We start from the raw sequence: 23054 nt of genomic DNA, 5'->3' as shown, positions 1-23054 counted from the left end.
AGATTATTAACTAATTATTAAAGTAAAATGAAAAGATTGTTTGTAAACTTGATGACGTTTGCCGCTATGGCAACTGCACTGACATTCACTGCATGTAGTAGTGATAGTGACGGAGATGGTAATGGAAATGGAAACGGTGGAAATGGTGAAGGAACAGGTAGCTCTATCGTGGTAGGCGAAAATATTCTGTCCGGAACACTGACCGGTGAACAGACATTGGATGCGAAAGAATACATTCTGAACGGAACAGTCATCATTGCCGACGGAGGTCGTTTGAATATTCCTGCCGGAACTACCATCAAGGCACGTGAAGGTTTCAGCAGTTATCTGTTGGTTGCACAGGGAGGTAAACTCTATGCCGATGGTACGGCGGATAAACCAATCGTCTTTACGGCAAATACAACAAGTCCGGTGTCCGGATATTGGGGTGGAGTAATCATCAATGGTAAAGCTCCTATTTCCGGTTCGAAGGCCGATAAGAGTGATACAGCATTGACTGAAATCAACAATGACTATAAATACGGCGGTAATGTAGACAATGATTGCTCCGGTTCATTGACTTACGTGAAAATCTGCTATGCAGGTGCCCGCTCTACTGCGGATATCGAACATAACGGACTGACCTTGAACGGTGTTGGTAACGGAACAAAAATAGAAAATATCTATGTGTTGGAAAGTGCTGACGATGCAATCGAATTCTTTGGTGGTACGGTGAACGTAACTAACTTGTTGGCTGTTAATCCGGACGACGATATGTTCGACTTTACACAAGGTTATTGTGGTACATTGAAGAACTGTTATGGCGTTTGGGAAAGAGACTATACAAGTACGGAAGCCGATCCGCGCGGTATCGAAGCTGACGGTAATATGGATGGTCTGTATCCGGATCATTTGCGTCAGTCTGACTTTATAGTAGAAAACATGACGATCGTAAACAATGCTGCCAATACCACAGATAACGTAGACCGTATGCAAGATGTGATTAAAGTACGTCGCGGTGCGAAAGCTACTATCAAGAATGCATTAGTGAAAGGTACAGGCGGAACAATCGATTTGATCGATATGAAGGACAGTAAAGGTGCGGGTGACGCCAATTCCAGTATTAATATTACTAATACGCTGAGCATCACAGGAGGTAATAAGCTGAATGGTGACTTGAACACATTGGTTGAATCTGAAAACAATACCGGTGCGGATGCTTCTTTGTTCGGCTGGACAGGATCTAATTTATCTTCATTCTAATATACAAATTCGAAATCCGTTTTTATAGAGTTCAAGGGAGGCTTTGCAGGTGACTGTAATGTCCTCCCTTGCCGCATTTATATTTTCTTATTTAACCTCTTTCTTTTTAATAGCAATTATTTCAGGTTTTATATGATTTGCCTGATACTATTTCGTATATTTGTTCTTTCATTACTGTACAAGACATAAAATATGCAAACAGACAACGAACGATACCGAAAAATGGCTTCTCTAGCCCAAGTAGGATGGTGGGAAGCAGATATATCGGCAGGATATTACTTATGTTCTGATTTTCTTTGCGACCTGTTAGGATTGGAAGGTGATACTATTTCAGCAGCAGAATTTATAAATATGGTGCGTGAGGATTATCGTGATCAAATCTTTCAGGAGTTTCGCGCAAACTCATCTATTCATAAAGACTTTTACGAACAAACCTTTCCCATTCATTCAAAATATGGTGAAGTCTGGTTGCATACCCGCCTGGCTTTTCGTGAAGCCGGTACGGGAGACAATGGCGGAGACCGGTCTTTCGGAGTGATTCAACGGGTGGAGGCTCCCAAAGAAGAGGAACAGCGAAACGCTTTGCGGCGTGTGAATGATCTGCTTCGTCGTCAAGGTTTTATTTCGCAATCTCTGCTTCGTTTTCTTCGGGATGATGAGATAGAATCTTGTATCTCGGATATCCTAAAAGATATACTGAATATTTATCATGGCAGGGGGCGTGTTTATATCTTTGAGTATGATAAAACACAGACTCATCATAGTTGTATCTATGAAGTTGTTTCCGAAGGTGTTTCGGCAGAGAAAGATAGTCTGCAATGTATACCTACTGATGAATCGAAGTGGTGGAGCCAGCAAATCTTATCCGGCAAACCTATTGTACTGCACTCATTGAAGCAGTTGCCGGAAGAGGCGGTGGATGAATATCAGATACTTGTCGTTCAAGGTATCACCTCATTGATGGTCACTCCTCTGATGGCGGGCGATCATGTGTGGGGATACATGGGTATTGATCTGGTAGATACTTATCATGAATGGAGTAATGAAGATTTTCAGTGGTTCTCTTCATTGGGAAATATCATTAGTATTTGCATCGAATTGCGTAAAGCCAAAGACCGTGTAACCCGGGAGCAGTCTTTCCTGAAAAATCTTTTCCACTTTATGCCGATGGGATATATACGTATGTCTATCATTCGCGATGAAAAGAATCAGCCTTGTGATTACCGGATAACGGATGCTAACCAGATCAGTACCCGTTTCTTTGGAAATCCGCTGCAAGAATATATGGGGGCTTTAGCCTCCGAGATATATCGTGATCCTTCATCAAAACTGGATTTCCTGGTTGATGTGTTGGAAAGTGACTCATATAAGGAGAAAGATGAATACTTTCCTAATACAGGATTGTATAGCCATTGGATTCTTTATTCGCCTGAGAAAGATGAAGTAGTCGGTCTGTTTACGGATTCTACGGAAGCTGTAAAAGCGAACCGGGCATTGGACCGTAGCGAGAAACTCTTTAAAAGCATTTTTGCCAATATTCCGGCAGGGGTGGAGATCTATGATAAAGATGGATATTTGATCGACTTGAACAATAAAGATCTGGAGATATTTGCTGTGGCAGATAAGAGCGATGTGATCGGAGTCAATTTCTTTGATAATCCCAATGTGCCGCAGGATATTCGTGACCGGGTACGGGATGAAGACTTGGTGGATTTCCGTTTAAGCTATTCTTTTGAACGTGCACAAGGATATTACCAGCCTAATCGCTCCAGTACCATTGATATATATACGAAAGTTAGCAAACTGTATGACAATGAAGGAAACTTTAATGGGTATATCCTGATTAGTATTGATAATACGGAAAGCATTGATGCCATGAATCGTATCCATGATTTTGAGAATTTCTTCCTCCTGATATCAGACTATGCGAAAGTAGGATATGCGAAGTTGAATCTTTTGAATCGGAAAGGATACGCCATTAAACAATGGTACAAGAATTTGGGAGAGGACGAAGATGTTCCGTTAGCTGATATTGTGGGAGTTTATCGCAATATGCACCCGGATGATCGTCAGTCTATCCTTGACTTTTATAAAGAAGTAAGAACAGGGAACCGGAAACACTTCCAGGGAGAAATGAGGGTGAAACGTCCGGGTAATAAAGATGAGTGGAACTGGATACGAATGAATGTGGTGGTTACTACCTATCTGCCTGAGAAAAATGAAATAGAGATCATAGGGATCAATTATGATATTACAGAGCTGAAAGAGACGGAGGCAGAATTGATTCTGGCACGTGATAAGGCGCAGATGATGGATCGACTGAAAAGTGCTTTCCTTGCCAATATGAGTCATGAAATCCGTACGCCACTGAATGCGATTGTTGGTTTCTCAGACTTGCTGGTTGATACGGAAAGTATCGAGGAACGGCGGGAATATATCCAGATTGTCAAGGAGAACAATGACTTGCTTTTACAACTGATTTCGGATATACTGGACTTATCGAAGATCGAGGCAGGTACATTTGAATTCACTAGTGGAGATGTAGATGTGAATATGCTTTGTGAAGATATTGTCCGTTCCATGCAGATGAAGGTGAAGGAGAATGTGGAACTGGTATTTGATCCGCATCTTGCGGAATGTAGAATTATCAGTGACCGCAATCGTCTGCATCAGGTGATTTCCAATTTTGTAAATAATGCGATTAAGTTTACTTCGGAAGGCAGTATTCGTGTAGGTTATCAACAGGAGGGAGGAGAACTGGAGTTTTATGTGCAAGATACGGGAGTTGGCATTGACAAAGAAGGCCAGTCACATATTTTTGAACGTTTTGTGAAGCTGAATTCATTTGTGCATGGTACCGGTTTAGGTCTCTCTATCTGTCAAAGTATTGTGGAACAAATGGGTGGGCAAATAGGAGTGGAATCCGAGCCGGGAAAAGGTTCGCGTTTTTGGTTCCGTCTTCCTTGTTTCGTGGTGGTTTCAGAAAAATAGATAAGTAAGAATGCTATAAAAGTAACGGTCTTGATGAGATTTCCTCATCAAGACCGTTACTTTTATAGAGAGTCGGTTTCTTATATTCCGAATGATAGTTTATCGATAGACTGATATACGATGCTTGCGATACCCAGTCCGATAATACCCAGTGTGCAGAGTGCCAGTCCCCACTTCGTGCAGCGGTCGCTGCGGAAAGTTGGAATCGGATGATCGGAAGGCGTGATATACATTGCTTTTACGATCAACAGATAGTAATATAATGAAATTACAGTGTTGGCTAATGCTATGAATACCAGCAGATGGAAACCTGCCTCGAAAGCTGCCATAAAAATGAAGAACTTTGAGAAGAATCCTGCAAACGGCGGGATACCTGCCAACGAGAACAGGGAAATAGTCATTAGGAAAGCCATTTTCGGGTTCGTCTTATAAAGTCCTGCATAATCTTCGAGTGTAAACTTCTGACTACGTAACGCTACGATGGTAATCACAGCGAATACGCCGAGATTGGCAGCAGCATATACAAGTACGTAATATACCAAAGCAGTCATTCCCTGTGCTGTTCCTCCGATGATACCCAGCATGATATATCCTGCCTGTGAAATACTGGAGAACGCCATCAGTCGTTTTAAGTTCTGCTGACGGATAGCGAATATGTTGGCAATGGTGATAGAGGCGATAGTCACCCAGTAAAGCACTTCCTGCCAGTCATGTATCATCGGTGCGAATACTTTGATCAGGATAGCCATCAGCACAAATGCTGCCGAACCTTTAGAAATGACACTCAGGTAGGCAGTAACTGCACTTGGTGCGCCTTCGTAAACGTCTGCCGTCCATAAATGGAACGGGACCAGAGAAAGTTTAAACGCCATACCGGTAAAGAAGAATACAAATGCCATGATTTGCAACGGATTTCCGTCGATATGTGCAGGAAGGTCTTCGAAATAGAGTGTTCCTGCGGAACCGTAAATCATAGAAAGACCAAAGAGCAACAGTGCACTGGAGAAGAGGGCGGTAAGGATGTACTTGGCACCGGCTTCAGCAGAGTTGTGACGATACTTGTCGAAAGCAATTAATGCTGCCATAGGGATGGAGGCTGTTTCCAGTCCGATAAAGAACATCAGGAAGTGTCCTGCGGAAATCATAAGATACATACCGAACAAGGTAGAGAGTATAAGTACATAGAACTCGCCTTGTTTGAATGAAGTATCATCGCGTTTCATCCATTCGTGTGCCATCAGGAAAACGATCAGTGTACCTATATTCAGTATTGATTTGACAACCGTATGCATGGGCACATAGTGATACATGCCGCCAAAAATATCGGCAGTTGTCCCGGGAACCAGATTGATCGCTGTATGGATTGCCATCAGGATAACAGGCAGCATGGTGTTTAAGACAGGTGTCGTTCCTTTTTGCTTGTGTGCGTCCGGGCTCATGAAGAGATCGGCAAGGAATAGCAGTAGTAAAACTGCTATGAGCGACAGCTCTTCCCGCATATGTAGAAATTGTGAATAATCCATCTTTATAAATTAAGAATTAAAGATTAAAAATTAAAGGTTATGGGATGAGTTGTGAGACCACAGGGAGTACACTTTCACCAATCATGTGGCTTACCCAGAAAGGAGCCATACCCAATCCGGCTACACAAACGATGAGGCAAATAACAGCTACGCGTTCATCCCAGGTCGCATCTGTCAATGCGAGATGATGTTTGTTAGTGCAGGTGCCGTACAGAATCTTGCCTACCAGACGCAGGATATAAACTGCCGTAATAACAATGGATGAACAAGCGATGATGGTCAGTGTACGGTGGAATACATCGTTGTTCTGGAAAGATCCGACGAAGATGGTCATTTCAGCAATGAATCCACTTAAGCCCGGCAAACCGAGATTGGCAAGACCGGCAATCACATAACAAACGCTGAGGAACGGCATCACTTTCATTAACCCTGCAAGTTCGCGGACATCGCGGGTATGCGTACGTCCGTAGATCATACCGATCAGGGCGAAGAACAAGGCTGTCATCAATCCGTGGGAAAGCATCTGAAGAATGGCTCCTGTTGCGGCTGTCTGATTCAGCATCAGAATGGCAAAAAGTACCAGTCCGCAGTGAGATACGGAAGAGTAAGCATTGATGTATTTCAAGTCTGTCTGTACGCAAGCGGAGAAAGCTCCGTAGACAACAGAGATACCTGTCAGTATCAGGAAGATCCATGAAAGTTCATTAGCAGCTTCCGGCATCAGATACATGGCAATACGGAAACATCCGTAACCTCCCAGTTTCATTAGTACTCCGGCATGAAGCATGGATACGGCAGTCGGTGCGGAAGCATGACCGTCGGGACTCCATGTATGGAATGGGAAAAGAGCACCCAATACGCCAAACCCAAGGAAGGTCAGCGGGAACCAGATGCATTGCTGTGCAAAAGGTATGTTGTGCAACTGTGCAATCTCCAGAAGGTTCATGGTAGTAGCTCCCGAACCGAAATAGATTCCGAGGATACCGATCAGCAGGAAAGCGGAACCACCCATTAGCATAAGTGTCAGTTTCATGGCTGCATATTCTTTCTGTCCCGATCCCCATACGCCGATTAGCAGGTACATAGGAATCAACGCGATTTCGTAGAACATGAACATGGTAAACAAGTCGATTGATATAAAGAATCCGAATACTCCCATAGACAATAGGGTGAACCAGAGGAAATATTCTTTTGTCAGAGGTTGCAGACGCCAGGAAGCGAACGTACCTGTGAACACAATAATGGCAGACAATAATAACATCGCTACCGAAATTCCGTCAACACCTACCGAATAAGCGATGTTGAGCGGAGCATACCAAACCGTATCTGCACGGAATAACATTTCTGCCGTGTTTCCGGCACTGCGTTCTCCCAAATACATGAAGGTAAGAACGACGGAGGCTATCAGAAGTGCCGATGCGCCGGTAACCATAACCCCTCGGATTGCTTTTATGCCCCGTGCTGCCCAAAGTCCGGCAAGCATCAGTAAGGGGATGAGTACGAAGATTGATAAAAAATTCATCTTTATGATTTACTAATTAAAGATTTACTATTTACTATATTAAAGAACCAACAGCAGGATAAGCGCCAACGCTCCGCAAAGGAACACATATGCGTATTGCTGTACCTGACCGCTTTGTAAACCACGAATTTCGTCGCTGGTTGTATTCGTTGCCCATGCCAGAAAATCAAAGAATCCGTCTACAACATGACGGTCAAACCAGGCGATAGGAGTAGAAATGCAGCGGAAGATAATCTTGTGTGTTACAAACTGGTATATATCGTCGATATAAAAACGATTGTATGCCGCCTTGTGTAAGCCTTTAAACTGTTTGGCCAACGAATCGGCGACTGGCTGTCTGGCATTCTTATACATCCAGGTAGCAACTGCTATAGAAATGATTGCAATAACAACACTTGTGATAGCTACTGACGGATCAAGATGAATAGAATAGGATTCACCGTTCGAACTGATAAAGTGTCCGAAAGGGATGAAACCTGCTCCACAGGTAACAGCAGCCAGAAACATTAATGGAAATGTCATAGCCAACGGACTTTCATGTGGGTGGCAAGGTGCCGCTTCCTGGTTTCCGTGCGGTGTATGATCCGAATGGGAACTTGCCCGGGACGGCTCTTTCCCCCAGAAGATACCATAGTAGAGACGGAACATGTAGAATGCTGTCATTGCAGCAATCACTGTCATTACCCAACCCATTACCGGACTGTATTGGAAGCATGCTGCCAGAATCTCATCTTTGGAGAAGAAACCGGAGAATGGAGGAATACCGGCAATGGCAAGACAGGCAATCAGGAATGTCCAGTGAGTAATAGGCATGTATTTGCGTAATCCTCCCATAGCTGACATTTCGTTGGAGTGTACCGCATGGATAATGCTGCCGGCACCCAAAAATAGTAATGCTTTGAACATGGCATGTGTGAAGAGGTGGAACATGGAAGCCATGTAGCCCAAACCTCCTTCATGTGGGTCCATAGAAGTACAAACGCCTAAAGCTACCATCATAAAGCCAATCTGTGAGATCGTAGAGAATGCCAGTACACGCTTGATGTCCGATTGTACGCAAGCTACACTTGCAGCATAGAAAGCCGTGAAGGCACCTACCCAGGCAATCATGTGCAGCACATCAGGTGCATAAGCGATGAAAAGCGGAAACATACGGGCAACCAGATACACACCGGCAACGACCATTGTAGCAGCATGGATTAGGGCACTGACCGGAGTCGGACCTTCCATGGCATCAGGTAACCAAATGTGTAATGGGAACATGGCACTCTTTCCGGCACCACCGACAAACATCAGTCCGAGCGCTAATGGAAGCATGGAGGCTCCGCCACTAATCAATGAAACTGTGTCCGGGGTAAAACCGAAGGTTCCACCATAATATCCGTAGATCAGAATACCGATCAGGAAACCCAGGTCAGCAAAACGAGTGACGATGAACGCTTTCTTGGAAGCCGCAATAGCAGCAGGTTTGGTATAGTAGAATCCGATCAGTAAGTAAGAACTTACACCCACCAGTTCCCAGAAAAGATACATCTGGAAAATATTTGTTGCCACAACCAGTCCCAGCATAGACATGGTGAAGAGTGACAGGAAAGCGTAATAACGTTGAAAACCAGTCTCGCCTTTCATATAACCGAAGGAGTAGATATGCACCATCAGTGATACGGTGGAGATGACGATCAACATCATCACAGATATGGGATCGAGCAGAATGCCCAAGTCAAATCGTAAAGTCTCGGTGAAAGGAAGCCACGTAAAATTATAAGGTATCAATGTGGCAAATGTTCCGTCTTCCAGGCGTGGAGCGGAGAAATATTGGAAAGCTGTAACGTATGATAGTACTGCTACTGCTCCCAGTATCAGCGTACCGATAGTACCCGCTGTCCGATGAGACATCCATTTTCCTCCGATTCCCAGAATGAGGAAGGAGAGGAAGGGAAGAAGGAGTATTAGAATTGTTAGTTCCATACAGTTTGTTTTAATTACTTGTTTTATTATAATTCATTCTTTATCTTTTAGCTTATAGCCGTCATTACCGGACTTGCCGTTGTGTTTCCCGGTATGAAACCTTTGTTTCCCCGGTGCGAAACTCTTGTTTCCCCGGCGTGAAACTCTTGTTTCCCCGGTATGAAACTTTTAGTTTCAAGGCATGAAACTCTTAGCTCCTCCGGTGATGAAACGCGTCACCACTTCAAGTCGTCCAGATTGCGAACCTGAATGCTTCGGAGATTACGATAAATGTTAATCATGATGGCGATAGCGATTGCTGTTTCCGCAGCCGAGATGGCGATGGAAAAGAGTGCAAAGAAATAACCTTCCATTCCTCCCGGAAAGAGAAAACGGTTGAACACGGCGAAGTTGATGTCCGTGGCATTCAGCATTAACTCTACAGAAATCAGGATAGCCAGCGTGTTACGGCGGGTAAAGAATCCATAGATTCCTGCAAACATCATGATGGTAGAAACTACCAGATAATATTCCATGTGTATCATATCTGAAATTATTAGGTTTTAAGTGTTAAGTATTAATTCCCTGCGGTTCATTGCGCAGCCTAATACCTGATACTTAATAGTTAATACTTACTTATTTATCTCTTTCGGGCGATTATGATACCACCGATGATACAAGCCAGCAATAAAATACTGATTGCTTCGAAAGGTAATATATAACCATATTTGTCACTGCTTAGCAGGGCATTACCGATAGCGTGAATGTTTATCTCCTGCGGTGCCAGATTTCCGGTTTGCAGGAAGTTGTGCTTCAGAGTGATGAACAAGATAATTCCCAGACCTGCAATCATCGTAAAGAGTCCTGCCAGAAGCCTGCTTCGTTTTAGTTTCTCGGCGCGGTCACCTTCTCCGCTGGTCAGCAGGATGGAGAATACATAAAGAACGACGATACCACCGGCATAAACCATAATCTGGACAGATCCCAGAAATGTGTAACCCAGCAGGAAATAGATGCCAGCCGTGCCGAAGAGCACGAAGAGCAGATAGGTGGCTGAGCGGACAATACGTTGGGTAGTCACCGTCATGATGGACATTGCAATAATAAATGCTGCCAAAAAGTAGAATACTACTGTTTCAAGTGTTGATCCCATATCTAAACTTCTTTTTTCTTTTCAATTACTTTACTACCGACATGATTCAGTCGCAAGACAAGCTTCGTCCGGTCAAAGACAGCATGCTCGAAATTCTGGTCGAACGTGATGGCATCGTGCGGACAAGCATTCACGCACAGTTGGCAGAACATACAAGCTCCCAGGTCATATTCATATTTTGCCAGGATTTTCTTCTTCTTACCGTCCTCTGTCTCAATCGTTTCGCTGGTCACTTTGATTGTATCGTTCGGACAAGCCATCTGACACAATCCGCAGGCTACACAGCGGTGTTCGTTATTCTCATTGTGGGGCATTGCCAGTGTACCACGGAACCGGTCGAACATTTTCAGCTCTTTCCGGTTTTCAGGATACTGTTCAGTCACCTTCTTACGGAAGTATACCTTGATACTGGTTTTCATACCCGTTGCTAGAGTGCTGATACCATGTATCAGTCCTCCTAAGTACGTATATTTTTGATCTTTATATTCCATAATTCTTATATTATATGATTATTCCAAATGGAAACCCGGTTGCGCCGTCTTACCGTTTAAAAGTGGAAGCCGAAAGCGACACAACATGCCATTAACAATAGGTTTACCATAGAAATAGGAACCAGATATTTCCATTCCAGATTCAGAATCTGGTCGATACGCAGACGTGGAAAAGTCCATTTGATCCACATTAAGAGGAACACAACGAAGAATGCCTTGGCAAAGAACCAGATGAAGCCGGGGATGTAGTCCATTACAGCGTTGAATCCGTCCAGACCAACGATATGCAGCGGCATCCAGCCTCCTAAGAAGATAGTAGCGGCTACACTGGCTACGATAAACAAATTCAGATATTCCGCTAGATAAAAGAAACCGAAGTGCATACCGGAATATTCCGTATGATATCCGGCTGTCAATTCACTTTCAGCTTCAGGAAGGTCGAACGGACCACGGTTACATTCTGCATTTCCGGCAATGAGATAGATGATGAAAGCGATCACGGCAGGAATATGTCCTTTAAAGATAAACCATCCGTTGGCTTGCCCCTCTACAATTTCAGAGAATTGCATGGTACCCATCAGTACAACCATCGTCATGATACTCATGCCTACAGACAGTTCATAACTGATAATCTGTGCACCGCTTCGCATGGCACCGATCAGAGAAAACTTATTATTACTACCCCAGCCGGCAAGCAGAATACCTACTACACCGATACTGGAAGCTGCCAGCAGGAAGAATACGCCCACATTAAAATTCAGAATTTCCGCTCCTTTATTAAAAGGAATACAAGCGAAAGTGAGGAACGAGGCGATAATTACCATGAATGGAGCCAGGTTGTAGAGAAAGCGGTCGGCATCCTTTGGAGTGAAAATCTCCTTGGTCAGCATCTTGAGTACGTCGCATATCACTTGAATAGAACCCCATTTACCGACACGGTTCGGACCGAGACGGCACTGGAAGAAACCACAGACTTTACGTTCCATGTAAATTAATACGATAGCCAGAATAGCATATAGTGCAATGATGCACACGCCGACAGCTACGCACTCTATAAAGATAGCCCATCCCTCCGGCATGACGGAGAGCAGCAGCTCATGTATCCAGTTTGTTACTATACTAAAGTCGAACATATATATTTTAATTATTAGGTTTTAAGTATTAAGTATTAATTCCATGCGGAATATAGCGTATATCATATTGCATAGTCGGTTAATACTTAATACTTTATACTTAATACTTGTTTTATCTCTTGTTTATCGGTCGATATCCGGTACTACATAGTCCAGTGTTCCTCCGATGGCAATCAAGTCAGCGATCTTTGCTCCGCGACAAATCGTATCGATTGCAGCAACAAGTGGCAATCCCGTAGCGCGATAGTGCAGGCGATAAGGCATCTTGTCACCCTGACTTTCGAGAAAAACTCCGAATTCTCCACGGCTTCCTTCTACGGCAGCATAATAACTGCCTTCGGGAACACGGATGATAGGTTTCATCTTTTCCTGGTAGGGTCCTTCGGGAATATTGTCTATTAATTGCTCAATAATCTTCAGGCTTTCCATGATTTCGTCCATACGAACCAAGTAACGGGCAAAACAGTCGCCTTCCGTATAAACAATTTCCTGAAAGTCTACTTTATCATATACACCATACGGTATTCGCTTACGCACATCACAAGCCCATCCTGAAGCACGGCCTGTACCTCCGGTACAACCAAATGAAATTGCATCTTCACGACTTAAGACACCGACTCCCTTCATACGGCTTTGAGCGATAATGTTGCCGGTAAATATGTCATGGTATTCGTGAATGATTCCTCTCATATAAGGGATAAATTCTTTCACTCGTTTGATGAAATTAGGATGAAGGTCAGCTTGTACACCACCAATAGTATTGTAGTTCATAATCAAGCGTCCGCCACAAGTTTCTTCAAAAATATCGAGAATCTTTTCACGGTCACGGAATCCATAGAAGAAAGCTGTTAGTGCTCCGAGGTCCATGGCAAGCGCGGAGTAGAATAGTAAGTGAGAGTCAATGCGTTGCAACTCATCCATGATAGTACGGATGTATTTGACACGGTCGCTCACTTCAATGCCCATTGCTTTCTCGATACACATGCATAAAGCATGGCGGTTTTGGTGTGCTCCCAGATAATCGAGGCGGTCTGTTAACGCCAGTGTCTGCGGATATGTAAGACTTTCGTTCATTTTTTCAATACCCCGGTGGATATAACCGCAGTTAGCATCGATTTTACGAATGATCTCGCCTTCAAGAGAAACGCGGAAGCGCATTACACCATGCGTTGCAGGGTGTTGCGGACCAATGTTGACTACATACTCTTCTTCTCCGAAGAGTTTCATTTCTCTGTTTTTAATGGTTCCGTCCGGATTAAGTTCTATTTCCTGTGTTGTATCGAACGTCTCCTCGTTGGCCATACAAAGCGGATTGTCTTTCTCCGGATCATTATCTTTACGCATGGGGTATCCTACCCAATCATTACGTAAGTAAAGGCGGCGCATATCCGGATGACCTACGAAAACAATGCCATAGTAGTCGAAGACTTCGCGTTCGTAAAAGTCGGCTATCTTCCATATATCGCTGACTGACGGAATTTCCGGTCGTTCACGGTCGTTCACGGCTGTTTTTAGTGCTATCCGTTCTCCCGTAACAGTCGATTCCAGATGGTAGACAACGCCTAAACCACGGAGTTTCTCCGGGGCGTCCTTCTCGTCTGCCACTCCCCAGTCCATACCGGTCAGGCTTTCCAAGAAGTCCATCTGTTTTTCATTTCGCAAGCGCAGCATCTCGTCGTGTAACGCTGCAGGAGCTATAAATTGTATTTCTTGCATAATTGTTTAAATTAAGAATTAGGAATGAAGAATTATCTGAATTTCGGAACTACATAGAAACTCTTCATTCTTCATTTTTCATTCTTCATTTCATAAATTCCGGTTTCTTCTCTTTTCTATTCGTTCCACCAAAGAATTTTTCTATTTTCACTTTACGTTGTAATTGCATCATGCCATAATAGAAAGCTTCCGGGCGCGGCGGACATCCGGGAATATATACGTCTACCGGAAGAATCTTGTCCACTCCGTTCACCACGTGGTATGACTTTTTAAAAGGACCTCCACTGACGGCACATCCACCTACGGCAACCACATATTTCGGATCAGGCATTTGGTCATACAAGCGTTTCAGTACCGGTGCCATCTTATTCGTGATTGTTCCGCAAACCATGATCATATCAGCTTGACGCGGACTGGCACGTGCTACTTCGAACCCGAAGCGGGCCATATCATAACGCGCGGCACCCAGTGCCATGAATTCGATACCGCAACAGCTGGTTGCGAAAGTAAGCGGCCACAGTGAATTGCTGCGTCCCCAGTTGACCAGATCGTCCAGAACCCCGAGAAAAACATTCGCTCCTCCGGCATTAAGTTCTTTGACCAACTTTTCCAATGATTCATTATCGATGAATTCATCATACGGAATTGATTTTATTTTCGGTTTTTTGGTTATTTCCATTCCAAAGCTCCTTTCCTCCAGGCATAAGCAAGACCCAGAACTAAAATAATAAAGAAGAAGAGAATGCTAACGAGTCCTTGGGGCCCCATGTCATGCATGACCACTGCCCACGGGAACAAGAAAGCTGTCTCCACGTCGAACATCAGAAACAAGATGGCAAACAAGTAGTAACCTACACGGAACTGCATCCATGATTTGCCACGCGTTGGTATACCACATTCATAAGCTTCAAACTTTTGTACATTGTACGAACGTGGTGAAATAGCTCGTGAAAGGGCTATTACTACACCGACAAAAGCAAGCGCTGTCAGTAAAACAACAACTAAAAATGTAAAATTCATAATTTCAATAGCTGTTTAGATTGAATATTATATAGAGATAAACAATTAGTTTTTCCACACCCGGATGAAACCAACTGTAATGAATTGACGAATAAGATAAAAGATTGTACCGTCTAAATGACGATCTTCCTTAGGCCATATATATAATATGTAATAGGATCGTAAAAGTACTTGGGAATATGAAGTGAATGAGTTTGCGAAGTGTTTTGCTGGCTTTTATATTCACGAAAATAAGCAATCAGCAGTTGCACGCTTTTATCCGTGGGGACATGTGCAACATCTGCATGACTCATATCACAAGATTGGGTAGAATAAAAATAATATAGGCGTTCAAGAGCATTATGAACAGGGTGGTCCTGAGATACGTAGCATTTCTCCTGGCGATATGTCGGGGGGGCTACTCTGCAGTTATCTTCCATTGTTTCATTGGGAACAACATGGATCAGCAAAGCAAGTACCAGAAATAGTCCGTATTTTAAGCTTTGTTTCATCTTTCTCTTTTAACGGCTGCAAATATAGGATTAATATTCATATTTTTTGCAAAGTCCGGATTACAAAAAAGTATTTTTTAACTTGCTTTACTTCAAGTCCGTTTTTATCTTCATATTGCTCTGGAGAATTATCTTCTTTTATAGTATGAATCAGTTCGCATTTGGTTAAAAGATGTAATAAAAAGAACGATTTACGTTCTTTTTGACGAATTACCCAAAGAAAATTCATTTTTTTGCAAATTGTATATAACACATTGATATGAAATACACACTTTGCTTTATAACAATTTTACTAGGTTCATTGTTGGATCTTCATGCAAATAGCGAGAATGATTCTCTGTTGAAAGTTTTAGATAAAGTGATTTCTGAGCGTCTTGTGTATACAGAAAAGAAAGAAGCTACTATCAAAGAGCTGAAAGCGAAAAAGAAAGAACAGAAGACATTGGACGATATGTACCGTCTGAACTCCGAAATCCTCCACCAATATGAAACGTTTGTCTGCGATTCTGCAGAACAATACATTAATGAAAATATTGAGATAGCTAAAAAACTGGGTAATGAAACCTACTTATTGGAAGGCAAGTTACAGTTGGCTTTTGTTTATTCGTTGTCGGGGCTGTTTGTTCAAGCTAATGATATTTTCAAGTCTATCAATTGTTCGGATTTACCAAGTCATTTACAAGCTTTGTATTGTTGGAATCGTATTCGGTATTATGAAAACCTGATTAAATATACAGATGATGTTCGGTTCGCCAGTGAATATTTGGTTGAAAAAGAGGCATATCGAGATACAGTCATGAGTATTTTGTATGATGCCTCGGAGGAATATTCGAAAGAAAGAGCTATAAAACTTCAGGATCAGGGAAATGCAAAAGAAGCACTTAAGATACTGACTAAAATCTATCAAAAGGAAAAAACTGGTACTCATGGGTTTGCGATGATGTCTATGGGACTGTCAAGAGCGTATAGACAGGTTGGAGAGCTTGAATTAGAGGAAAAGTATCTTATATTAGCTGCTATGACCGATATAAAATTGGCAGTGAAAGAAAATGAGGCTTTATTGACTTTAGCTGTGAATTTATACCATAAAGGAGATATCGATAGATCTTATAATTATATCAAAGTAGCATTGAGTGATGCTATCTTTTATAATTCCCGTTTTAAGAATACGGTAATAGCCCGTATTCATCCTATTATAGAGAATACTTACTTATATAGGCTAGAGAAGCAAAAGCAGAATCTTCGTTTTTATATTTTGCTCACTAGTCTGTTTGTAGTAGCTCTTGCTATCACTTTATATTTCACTTATAAACAGACTAAGATTGTTTCCCGTGCAAAGAAGAATCTTAATGTTATGAATGAAGAGTTGGTTGCGTTGAACAAGAATTTGGATGAGGCTAATTTAATAAAAGAAAGATATGTAGGCTATTTTATGAACCAGTGTGCCGTTTACATTAATAAACTGGATGAATATAGGAAAAATGTAAATCGAAAAATAAAAACCGGACAAGTAGATGATTTATACAAATCTTCTTCTCGTCCTTTTGAAAAGGAACTGGAAGGATTATATACCAATTTTGATAAAGCGTTCTTAAAATTGTATCCTAATTTTGTCGAAGAGTTCAATTCATTGTTGAAACCGGAAGATTGTTATAAACTGGACAAAGACCAGTTGAATACAGAATTGCGTATTTTTGCTTTGATGCGAATGGGGATTACAGATGTTTCGCAAATTGCTGTTTTCTTGCATTACTCAGTACAAACGATCTATAATTATAAGAGTAAAGTGAAGAGGATGTCTGTATTAGATGGAAATATCTTCGAAGAAGAGGTGAAAAAGCTTGGTTCTTTGTCTCAAAAATGATTCTATTTGGTTTACCAAAACCTTAAAATGGTAAATTGGTAAAATATTGAATAATAATATGTTATCTGAAAAATACCTTTAAAAATATCTACTTTACAGCCTACTTCCAATAAGAAGTAGGCTTTTTTCATCTCTATATTTGCATCACAAGATTTTTGATAACTGAATACTAATCTAAAGAAACACAACTATGGATTTTTCAGAATTGTATCTTACTTATTATTCAAAATTAGTTCGGTTTGCAAAGGAATTTGTGATACTGGAAGAGGATGCCGAAAACATAACACAAGATGTGTTTACCGACTTATGGGCGAAGCGCGATTCTATGGATCGCATTGAAAATATGAACGCGTATCTTTTCAGGTTAATAAAGAACAGATGCTTGGATCATTTGAAACATAAAATGTTTGAACAGAAATATATTGAGTTTGTACAAACATCTTTCGAAATAGAAATGTCTTTGAAGTTACAATCTTTAGACAGGTTTGATGTATCGGATATCTCGGAAGGAAATGAAACGGAAATTCTCGTTCGCAATGCAATCAATAGTTTGCCTCGGAAATGTCGTGACATATTTTTATTAAGTCGTGTCGAAGGATTAAAATATAGAGAAATCTCAGAACGTTTGGGTATTTCAGTAAATACAGTAGAATGTCAGATGGGGATAGCACTCAAAAAGTTAAGGGTAAAACTAAATATTTGCCTTGCAGCATGACTTTTAATAATTTTATTGATATTTTTTTAGGGGTATTTACCAGGATAATCGTTCTTTTGTAAAAAGGAACGAATAATGGGAACTAATTTAAATAAATATTTTGCAGGTGAATTGACTTCAGAAGAGAAGGAAGACTTCCTTTTGGATGTGAATAATAATGGGGAAATACGAGAGGAATTTATTGAGTATCAAAATGTTGTGGCTCTTGTGGATTGGTCGTTTCCTAAGGATGATAGAGAACTTGCTAAGCAAAAACTATCTGAATTTATGAGTCGGATAGAGAATTGCGAAAATAAATAGGCTTAAAAATACCATGAATAGACTTTATAACATCATATTACTACTTGTTTTTATATGTACGCATGTTCATTCGCAACAAGCTTATTTTGTTGATGGATATCATGGAGGGATATACGGGCATTATCCGGTGAAGTGGAAAACTCAGTTTATTGTCGACCAGTTGTCCAAGCATCCGGATTGGCGAATTTGTCTGGAAATAGAGCCTGAAACATGGGATACGGTGCAAATACAGACTCCTGAAGCCTATCGACAATTAAAAAATATAGTAGTAAGTAAACAGGTAGAGTTTACAAATCCTACTTATGCTCAGCCTTATTGTTATAATATATCGGGCGAAAGCATTATACGTCAGTTTCAATATGGTATTGCTAAGATAAATAAACATTTTCCGGGAGTGACTTTTACCACTTATTCTGTGGAAGAACCTTGTTTCACAAGTTGTTTGCCTCAGATATTGAAGCTATTTGGTTTTAAGTATGCTGTACTCAAATGCCCGAATACTTGTTGGGGAGGATACACTAACGCTTATGGCGGCGAATTGGTCAATTGGGTAGGCCCGGATGGAACTCCCATTCTTACTGTTCCTCGCTATGCTTGCGAGAAATTGGAAGAGAATTCTACTTGGCAGACAACTGCTTGGTGTAATGAAGAATCTTATCTGAATGCTTGTCGTGATGCAGGGATTGAACATCCTGTGGGAATGTGTTTCCAAGATGCCGGATGGAAAAATGGTCCATGGTTGGGAAGTGGAAAGAATATAAAAAGTAATTCAATTTATGTGACGTGGAAAGATTATTTTGAGAATATTTCCATTGGTAAAACGAATGATGACTGGCATTTCTCGCAGGAAGATATGCGTGTAAACTTAATGTGGGGAAGCCAAGTGTTGCAGAGAATTGCTCAAGAAGTACGTACTTCTGAGAATAAAATAATAATGGCAGAGAAGATGTCTGTTATTGCTCATCTTGCCAATGGTTACACTTGTGTTCAGGAAGATTTGGATGAGGCATGGCGTACTTTGATGCTTGCGCAACATCATGATTCCTGGATTGTACCTTATAATGGACTAAATAAATTTGGAACGTGGGCGGATCAAATAAAGCGATGGACAGATGAGACAAATACTGTGGCTGATAAAATTACTTCCGCTTCTATATGCAGTTTTGATAACGATACTATTAATTCTGAAAATGCTCAGGGATTTGTACGTGTTTATAATACATTGGGGATAAGAAGAACAGAGCAGGTCAATGTTGTACTTCCACAGGAATATGCAGATACTGATTTGGAAGTCAATGATTGTAGAAATAAAAAAGTTGATTATTCAATAGGAAAAGAAGGTGGAAAAATTAGATTGTTGTTTGAAGCAGATGTTCCTCCCTTCGGCTACTCCACATACTGTATAAAGCAAGTAAAGACAGGTAAAAGAACGGTTTCAGGAAACGAAAAGATAATAAATGAACGGGAATATGTGGTTGAAAATGATATGTATAAAATTGTTTTTGACTTGTCGAAGGGAGGAATTATTAAAAGTCTGGTAGCCAAAAAAGAAGGAAACAAGGAGTTTGCCAAACAGACGGGTGACTATTCGATTGGTGAGCTGAGAGGCTATTTTTATGACGAAGGTAAGTTTCGGTCTTCTACAGAGACTCCAGCTAAGATGACGGTTTTGCGGAGTAATATACAAGAGACAAAGGTAAAATTGGAAGGAGAAATCGCTTCACATCCTTTTGTACAGATTATAAGCATTGCCCAAGGGGAGAAACGTATTGATTTTGATCTTACTATTAACTGGAAGAAAAATGTAGGTATAGGAGAATATAAAGAAAATAGTTGGCGGGATAATCGCAGAGCTTATTGTGATGACAGATTTAAGTTAAGTGTACTTTTCCCTGTAGATCTTCGTTCTCCCCGTATTTATAAAAACGCACCGTTTGATGTTTGTGAAAGTAAGTTAGATAATACATTTTTCAATAGTTGGGATCAGATTAAGCATAACATTATTCTCCATTGGGTTGATTTGGCAGAGCAGGAAGGGGATTATGCATTGGCTTTATTCTCAGATCATACAACTTCCTATTCACATGGAGAGGATTATCCGCTAGGATTGACTGCTCAATATTCTGGTAATGGACTTTGGGGACCTGACTATAAGATCACGGGACCATTGAGAATGAAATATGCTATTGTTCCTCATCGTGGAAAATGGGACAAGGCTGCTATTGCAACGAAGAGTGATTGTTGGAATGAACCATTGTTATGTTCTTATCATCCATCTGTAAAATTGGAGTCAAGATCATTGGTAAACTTAAAGAACAGCGGTTATCAGGTGAGTGCTGCCAATATGAAAGATGGGAAAATTATATTACGCTTGTTTAATGCGGAAGGTGACAAGAAGCAGCACAATATCACTTTTGATATACCGCTGTCTAGTATAGAAGAAGTAGATCTGAATGGTAGAATTATCGACAGAAAGACAATAAAAACACGTGCCGGAAAATCTGAAATTAGTATTTCTATCCCTCGTTTCGGTATAAAGACATTTGCTTTGAACTTGAATTGAACATATTCTAATAATAGTAAACTGTAATATTTTTATGTATAAAGCTAGCGCTAATCTTTTAATAGCTTGCTCTTTTTTGTGGCTGACAGCTTGTTCTTCGGCAGGAGTGGTAACAGAAGATTTAATTCCGACTGATTATGTAAATCCTTTTATAGGTGCCAGTACCAGTGTAGGAGCTGCCGGTGTTTATCATGGATTAGGTAAGACATTTCCCGGCGCTACTACTCCTTACGGCATGGTACAAGTAAGTCCTAATACAATAACCGGCGGTGACAATGGTTCCGGTTATAGTGATGAACATAAAACCATTGAAGGTTTTGCCTTTACCCAAATGAGTGGAGTAGGGTGGTTTGGGGATTTAGGAAATTTCCTTGTGATGCCTACAACGGGCAAATTGCAAAAAATTGCGGGTAAAGAAGATGGAAGTATAAAAGGTTATCGTTCTGCTTATGATAAAGCAACCGAAATAGCTAAAGCAGGGTATTATTCAGTAGAACTGACTGATTATAAGATTAAAGTAGAGAGTAGTGCGACACCTCATTGTGGAATATTGCAATTCACTTTCCCTTCCAGTGAGCAATCTCGTATTCAGATAGACTTGGCACGTAGAGTGGGAGGAACCTCCACTTCGCAATATGTGAAAGTATTGGATGATCATACCATCCAAGGTTGGATGAAGTGTACACCCGATGGTGGCGGATGGGGAAACGGTGAGGGAAACTCCGATTATACTGTTTATTATTATGCACAATTTAGCAAACCATTGAGTAATTATGGTTTTTGGAGTGCAGATATTCCCGATGACTGGGTTCGGAAGCGTGATGAAGTGGTGAGTATTCCTTATCTGACACGTGTATCACAAGCTCCGGTCATTAAAGATAAAAAAGAGCTGGAAGGAAAGCATCTTGGATTCTTCACCGAATTTCCGACGAAAGAAGGAGAAGAAGTTGAGATGAAAGTCGGTATCTCCTTTGTCGATATGGAAGGAGCAGCCAACAACTTTAAACAGGAGATTGCTTCTAAAAACTTTGCTCAAGTAAAACAGGAAGCAAATGATTTGTGGAATCAAGAGCTTAGCCGTGTACGGATATCCGGTGGAACGGATGACGAGAAAACTGTTTTTTATACATCATTGTATCATACTATGATTGATCCGCGTATCTATACAGATGTAGACGGGCGATACATTGGCGGAGATAAAAAGATACATGAACAGGATGGTACATTTATCAAACGTACCATATTTAGTGGTTGGGATGTTTTCCGTAGCCAGTTCCCTTTACAAGCGATGATCAATCCGCATTTGGTGAGTGATGCGTTGAATTCACTGATAACGATGGCAGATCAGAGTGGACGGGAATATTACGAACGTTGGGAACTTCTGAATTCTTATTCCGGTTGTATGATAGGTAATCCTGCATTGTCGGTGCTGGCAGACGCTTATATGAAAGGAATTCGCACATACGATGTGGAAAAAGCATATCAGTATGCAGTCAACACGTCGGCTAAGTTTGGGAATGATTTGTTGGGATATACACCTGAACCGTTGAGTATTTCGTATACTCTGGAATATGCTTATGCAGACTGGTGTGTGGCTCAGTTGGCAAAGGCGTTGGGAAAAGAAGAAGATGCAAAGCTCTTTTATGAAAAAGGGCAAGCCTATCATAATATGTTTGATGTGGAAAAAGGCTGGTTCCGTCCCCGTAATGCAGATGGATCATGGAAAGCATGGCCGGAGAATGCACTGACCGAAGAATGGTATGGTTGCATTGAGTCGAATGCTTATCAGCAAGGTTGGTTTGTACCGCATGATGTTCCGGGAATGGTTGAATTGATGGGTGGCAAGGAAAAGGTAATAGCTAATCTGACTAATTTATTTGATCATACTCCTTCTGATATGTTATGGAATAATTATTATAATCATGCTAATGAACCGGTACATTTTGTTCCTTTCCTTTTTAATCAGCTGGATGTGCCTTGGTATACACAGAAGTGGACACGATATATCTGTAAAAATGCTTATGCGAACAAAGTAGAAGGAATTGTTGGCAATGAAGATGTCGGACAGATGTCTGCGTGGTATATATTGGCTGCTTCCGGAATTCATCCTTCCTGTCCCGGTAATACACGTATGGAAATAACCAGTCCTGTTTTTGACAAGGTAGAATTTAAGCTGGATTCAAAATATCATCAGGGAAAAGTATTTACTATTATTGCTCACAATAACAACACAAATAATCTATATATACAAAAAGCCTTACTGAATGGCAAGGAGTACAATAAATGTTACCTTGACTTTGCTGAGATTGCAGCAGGAGGAACATTGGAATTATTTATGGGCGATAAGCCCAATACAAAATGGGGAGTTTTATCTAACATTTAA

Annotated in this window: 18 protein-coding genes; 7 read left to right on the top strand and 11 right to left on the bottom strand. The window is 41.3% G+C overall.

What is annotated here, in order from left to right; translation table 11 throughout:
- Positions 1-27: 27 nt before the first annotated feature.
- Positions 28-1242, top strand: coding sequence for a hypothetical protein (locus tag HMPREF2794_RS18240; RefSeq protein WP_010536647.1), 1215 nt, complete (start codon positions 28-30; stop codon positions 1240-1242).
- A gap of 192 nt (positions 1243-1434) precedes the next feature.
- A complete protein-coding gene (locus HMPREF2794_RS18235) occupies positions 1435-4233 on the top strand; it encodes a sensor histidine kinase (protein WP_010536648.1) in 2799 nt (932 codons plus the stop codon).
- A gap of 80 nt (positions 4234-4313) precedes the next feature.
- Here the strand turns inward: HMPREF2794_RS18235 and HMPREF2794_RS18230 are convergent, their stop codons facing one another.
- The 11 genes from HMPREF2794_RS18230 to HMPREF2794_RS18180 form a co-directional block, all read right to left on the bottom strand.
- Positions 4314-5756 carry an NADH-quinone oxidoreductase subunit N gene (locus tag HMPREF2794_RS18230; RefSeq protein WP_022300932.1) on the bottom strand — a complete coding sequence of 481 codons (1443 nt, stop codon included), beginning with the start codon at positions 5754-5756 and terminating at the stop codon, positions 4314-4316.
- Between the two features lie 37 nt (positions 5757-5793).
- Positions 5794-7278 (bottom strand): complex I subunit 4 family protein, encoded by a 1485-nt coding sequence (locus tag HMPREF2794_RS18225; RefSeq protein WP_070752137.1) that lies wholly within the window; start codon positions 7276-7278, stop codon positions 5794-5796.
- A 39-nt stretch (positions 7279-7317) separates the two neighbouring features.
- Entirely contained in the window at positions 7318-9246 is a 1929-nt protein-coding gene (gene nuoL, locus HMPREF2794_RS18220; protein ID WP_022300931.1) for an NADH-quinone oxidoreductase subunit L, read from the bottom strand.
- A gap of 215 nt (positions 9247-9461) precedes the next feature.
- On the bottom strand, positions 9462-9770 hold the full coding sequence (nuoK, locus tag HMPREF2794_RS18215) for an NADH-quinone oxidoreductase subunit NuoK (protein WP_007764713.1): 309 nt from the start codon (positions 9768-9770) through the stop codon (positions 9462-9464).
- A gap of 95 nt (positions 9771-9865) precedes the next feature.
- Positions 9866-10378, bottom strand: coding sequence for an NADH-quinone oxidoreductase subunit J family protein (locus HMPREF2794_RS18210; RefSeq protein WP_010536653.1), 513 nt, complete (start codon positions 10376-10378; stop codon positions 9866-9868).
- Between the two features lie 2 nt (positions 10379-10380).
- The gene (locus HMPREF2794_RS18205; protein ID WP_010536654.1) at positions 10381-10869 is read right to left on the bottom strand and encodes a 4Fe-4S binding protein; all 489 of its coding nucleotides are present in this window, start codon (positions 10867-10869) and stop codon (positions 10381-10383) included.
- 56 nt (positions 10870-10925) lie between these two features.
- The gene (nuoH, locus tag HMPREF2794_RS18200) at positions 10926-12002 is read right to left on the bottom strand and encodes an NADH-quinone oxidoreductase subunit NuoH (RefSeq protein WP_010536655.1); all 1077 of its coding nucleotides are present in this window, start codon (positions 12000-12002) and stop codon (positions 10926-10928) included.
- Between the two features lie 123 nt (positions 12003-12125).
- Positions 12126-13718, bottom strand: a complete 1593-nt coding sequence (locus HMPREF2794_RS18195) for an NADH-quinone oxidoreductase subunit D (RefSeq protein WP_010536656.1) — start codon at positions 13716-13718, stop codon at positions 12126-12128.
- 85 nt (positions 13719-13803) lie between these two features.
- The gene (locus HMPREF2794_RS18190; RefSeq protein ID WP_008764304.1) at positions 13804-14397 is read right to left on the bottom strand and encodes an NADH-quinone oxidoreductase subunit B; all 594 of its coding nucleotides are present in this window, start codon (positions 14395-14397) and stop codon (positions 13804-13806) included.
- Positions 14388-14738 carry an NADH-quinone oxidoreductase subunit A gene (locus tag HMPREF2794_RS18185; protein ID WP_008760952.1) on the bottom strand — a complete coding sequence of 117 codons (351 nt, stop codon included), beginning with the start codon at positions 14736-14738 and terminating at the stop codon, positions 14388-14390. Before HMPREF2794_RS18185 ends, HMPREF2794_RS18190 begins: the two co-directional genes overlap by 10 nt.
- 113 nt (positions 14739-14851) lie before the next feature.
- Entirely contained in the window at positions 14852-15229 is a 378-nt protein-coding gene (locus HMPREF2794_RS18180) for a hypothetical protein (RefSeq protein ID WP_010536657.1), read from the bottom strand.
- 259 nt (positions 15230-15488) lie between these two features.
- Here HMPREF2794_RS18180 and HMPREF2794_RS18170 point away from each other — a divergent pair, with 259 nt between their 5' ends.
- The 5 genes from HMPREF2794_RS18170 to HMPREF2794_RS18150 all read left to right on the top strand — a co-directional run bounded on the left by HMPREF2794_RS18170 (position 15489) and on the right by HMPREF2794_RS18150 (position 23054).
- Positions 15489-17093, top strand: coding sequence for a DUF6377 domain-containing protein (locus tag HMPREF2794_RS18170; RefSeq protein WP_022301547.1), 1605 nt, complete (start codon positions 15489-15491; stop codon positions 17091-17093).
- 190 nt (positions 17094-17283) lie between these two features.
- On the top strand, positions 17284-17808 hold the full coding sequence (locus HMPREF2794_RS18165; protein WP_055268580.1) for an RNA polymerase sigma-70 factor: 525 nt from the start codon (positions 17284-17286) through the stop codon (positions 17806-17808).
- A 75-nt stretch (positions 17809-17883) separates the two neighbouring features.
- Positions 17884-18108, top strand: coding sequence for a hypothetical protein (locus HMPREF2794_RS18160; RefSeq protein ID WP_010536661.1), 225 nt, complete (start codon positions 17884-17886; stop codon positions 18106-18108).
- A 13-nt stretch (positions 18109-18121) separates the two neighbouring features.
- Positions 18122-20671: a glycoside hydrolase family 38 N-terminal domain-containing protein gene (locus tag HMPREF2794_RS18155; protein WP_055268581.1), complete on the top strand. Its 2550-nt coding sequence runs from the start codon at positions 18122-18124 to the stop codon at positions 20669-20671.
- Between the two features lie 34 nt (positions 20672-20705).
- Positions 20706-23054, top strand: coding sequence for a GH92 family glycosyl hydrolase (locus HMPREF2794_RS18150; RefSeq protein WP_022301546.1), 2349 nt, complete (start codon positions 20706-20708; stop codon positions 23052-23054).

The organism is Bacteroides sp. HMSC067B03, assembly GCF_001811315.1.
GTDB lineage: Bacteria > Bacteroidota > Bacteroidia > Bacteroidales > Bacteroidaceae > Bacteroides > Bacteroides faecis.
The sequence above is the reverse complement of the archived record's forward strand: the minus strand, read 5'-3'. Positions and strand labels throughout refer to the sequence as shown.

Coding starts and splice junctions, on each gene's coding strand:
- HMPREF2794_RS18240 (WP_010536647.1), top strand. CDS start 28: ATGAAAAGATTGTTTGTAAACTTGATGACGTTTGCCGCTATGGCAACT.
- HMPREF2794_RS18235 (WP_010536648.1), top strand. CDS start 1,435: ATGCAAACAGACAACGAACGATACCGAAAAATGGCTTCTCTAGCCCAA.
- HMPREF2794_RS18230 (WP_022300932.1), bottom strand. CDS start 5,756: ATGGATTATTCACAATTTCTACATATGCGGGAAGAGCTGTCGCTCATA.
- HMPREF2794_RS18225 (WP_070752137.1), bottom strand. CDS start 7,278: ATGAATTTTTTATCAATCTTCGTACTCATCCCCTTACTGATGCTTGCC.
- nuoL (WP_022300931.1), bottom strand. CDS start 9,246: ATGGAACTAACAATTCTAATACTCCTTCTTCCCTTCCTCTCCTTCCTC.
- nuoK (WP_007764713.1), bottom strand. CDS start 9,770: ATGATACACATGGAATATTATCTGGTAGTTTCTACCATCATGATGTTT.
- HMPREF2794_RS18210 (WP_010536653.1), bottom strand. CDS start 10,378: ATGGGATCAACACTTGAAACAGTAGTATTCTACTTTTTGGCAGCATTT.
- HMPREF2794_RS18205 (WP_010536654.1), bottom strand. CDS start 10,869: ATGGAATATAAAGATCAAAAATATACGTACTTAGGAGGACTGATACAT.
- nuoH (WP_010536655.1), bottom strand. CDS start 12,002: ATGTTCGACTTTAGTATAGTAACAAACTGGATACATGAGCTGCTGCTC.
- HMPREF2794_RS18195 (WP_010536656.1), bottom strand. CDS start 13,718: ATGCAAGAAATACAATTTATAGCTCCTGCAGCGTTACACGACGAGATG.
- HMPREF2794_RS18190 (WP_008764304.1), bottom strand. CDS start 14,397: ATGGAAATAACCAAAAAACCGAAAATAAAATCAATTCCGTATGATGAA.
- HMPREF2794_RS18185 (WP_008760952.1), bottom strand. CDS start 14,738: ATGAATTTTACATTTTTAGTTGTTGTTTTACTGACAGCGCTTGCTTTT.
- HMPREF2794_RS18180 (WP_010536657.1), bottom strand. CDS start 15,229: ATGAAACAAAGCTTAAAATACGGACTATTTCTGGTACTTGCTTTGCTG.
- HMPREF2794_RS18170 (WP_022301547.1), top strand. CDS start 15,489: ATGAAATACACACTTTGCTTTATAACAATTTTACTAGGTTCATTGTTG.
- HMPREF2794_RS18165 (WP_055268580.1), top strand. CDS start 17,284: ATGGATTTTTCAGAATTGTATCTTACTTATTATTCAAAATTAGTTCGG.
- HMPREF2794_RS18160 (WP_010536661.1), top strand. CDS start 17,884: ATGGGAACTAATTTAAATAAATATTTTGCAGGTGAATTGACTTCAGAA.
- HMPREF2794_RS18155 (WP_055268581.1), top strand. CDS start 18,122: ATGAATAGACTTTATAACATCATATTACTACTTGTTTTTATATGTACG.
- HMPREF2794_RS18150 (WP_022301546.1), top strand. CDS start 20,706: ATGTATAAAGCTAGCGCTAATCTTTTAATAGCTTGCTCTTTTTTGTGG.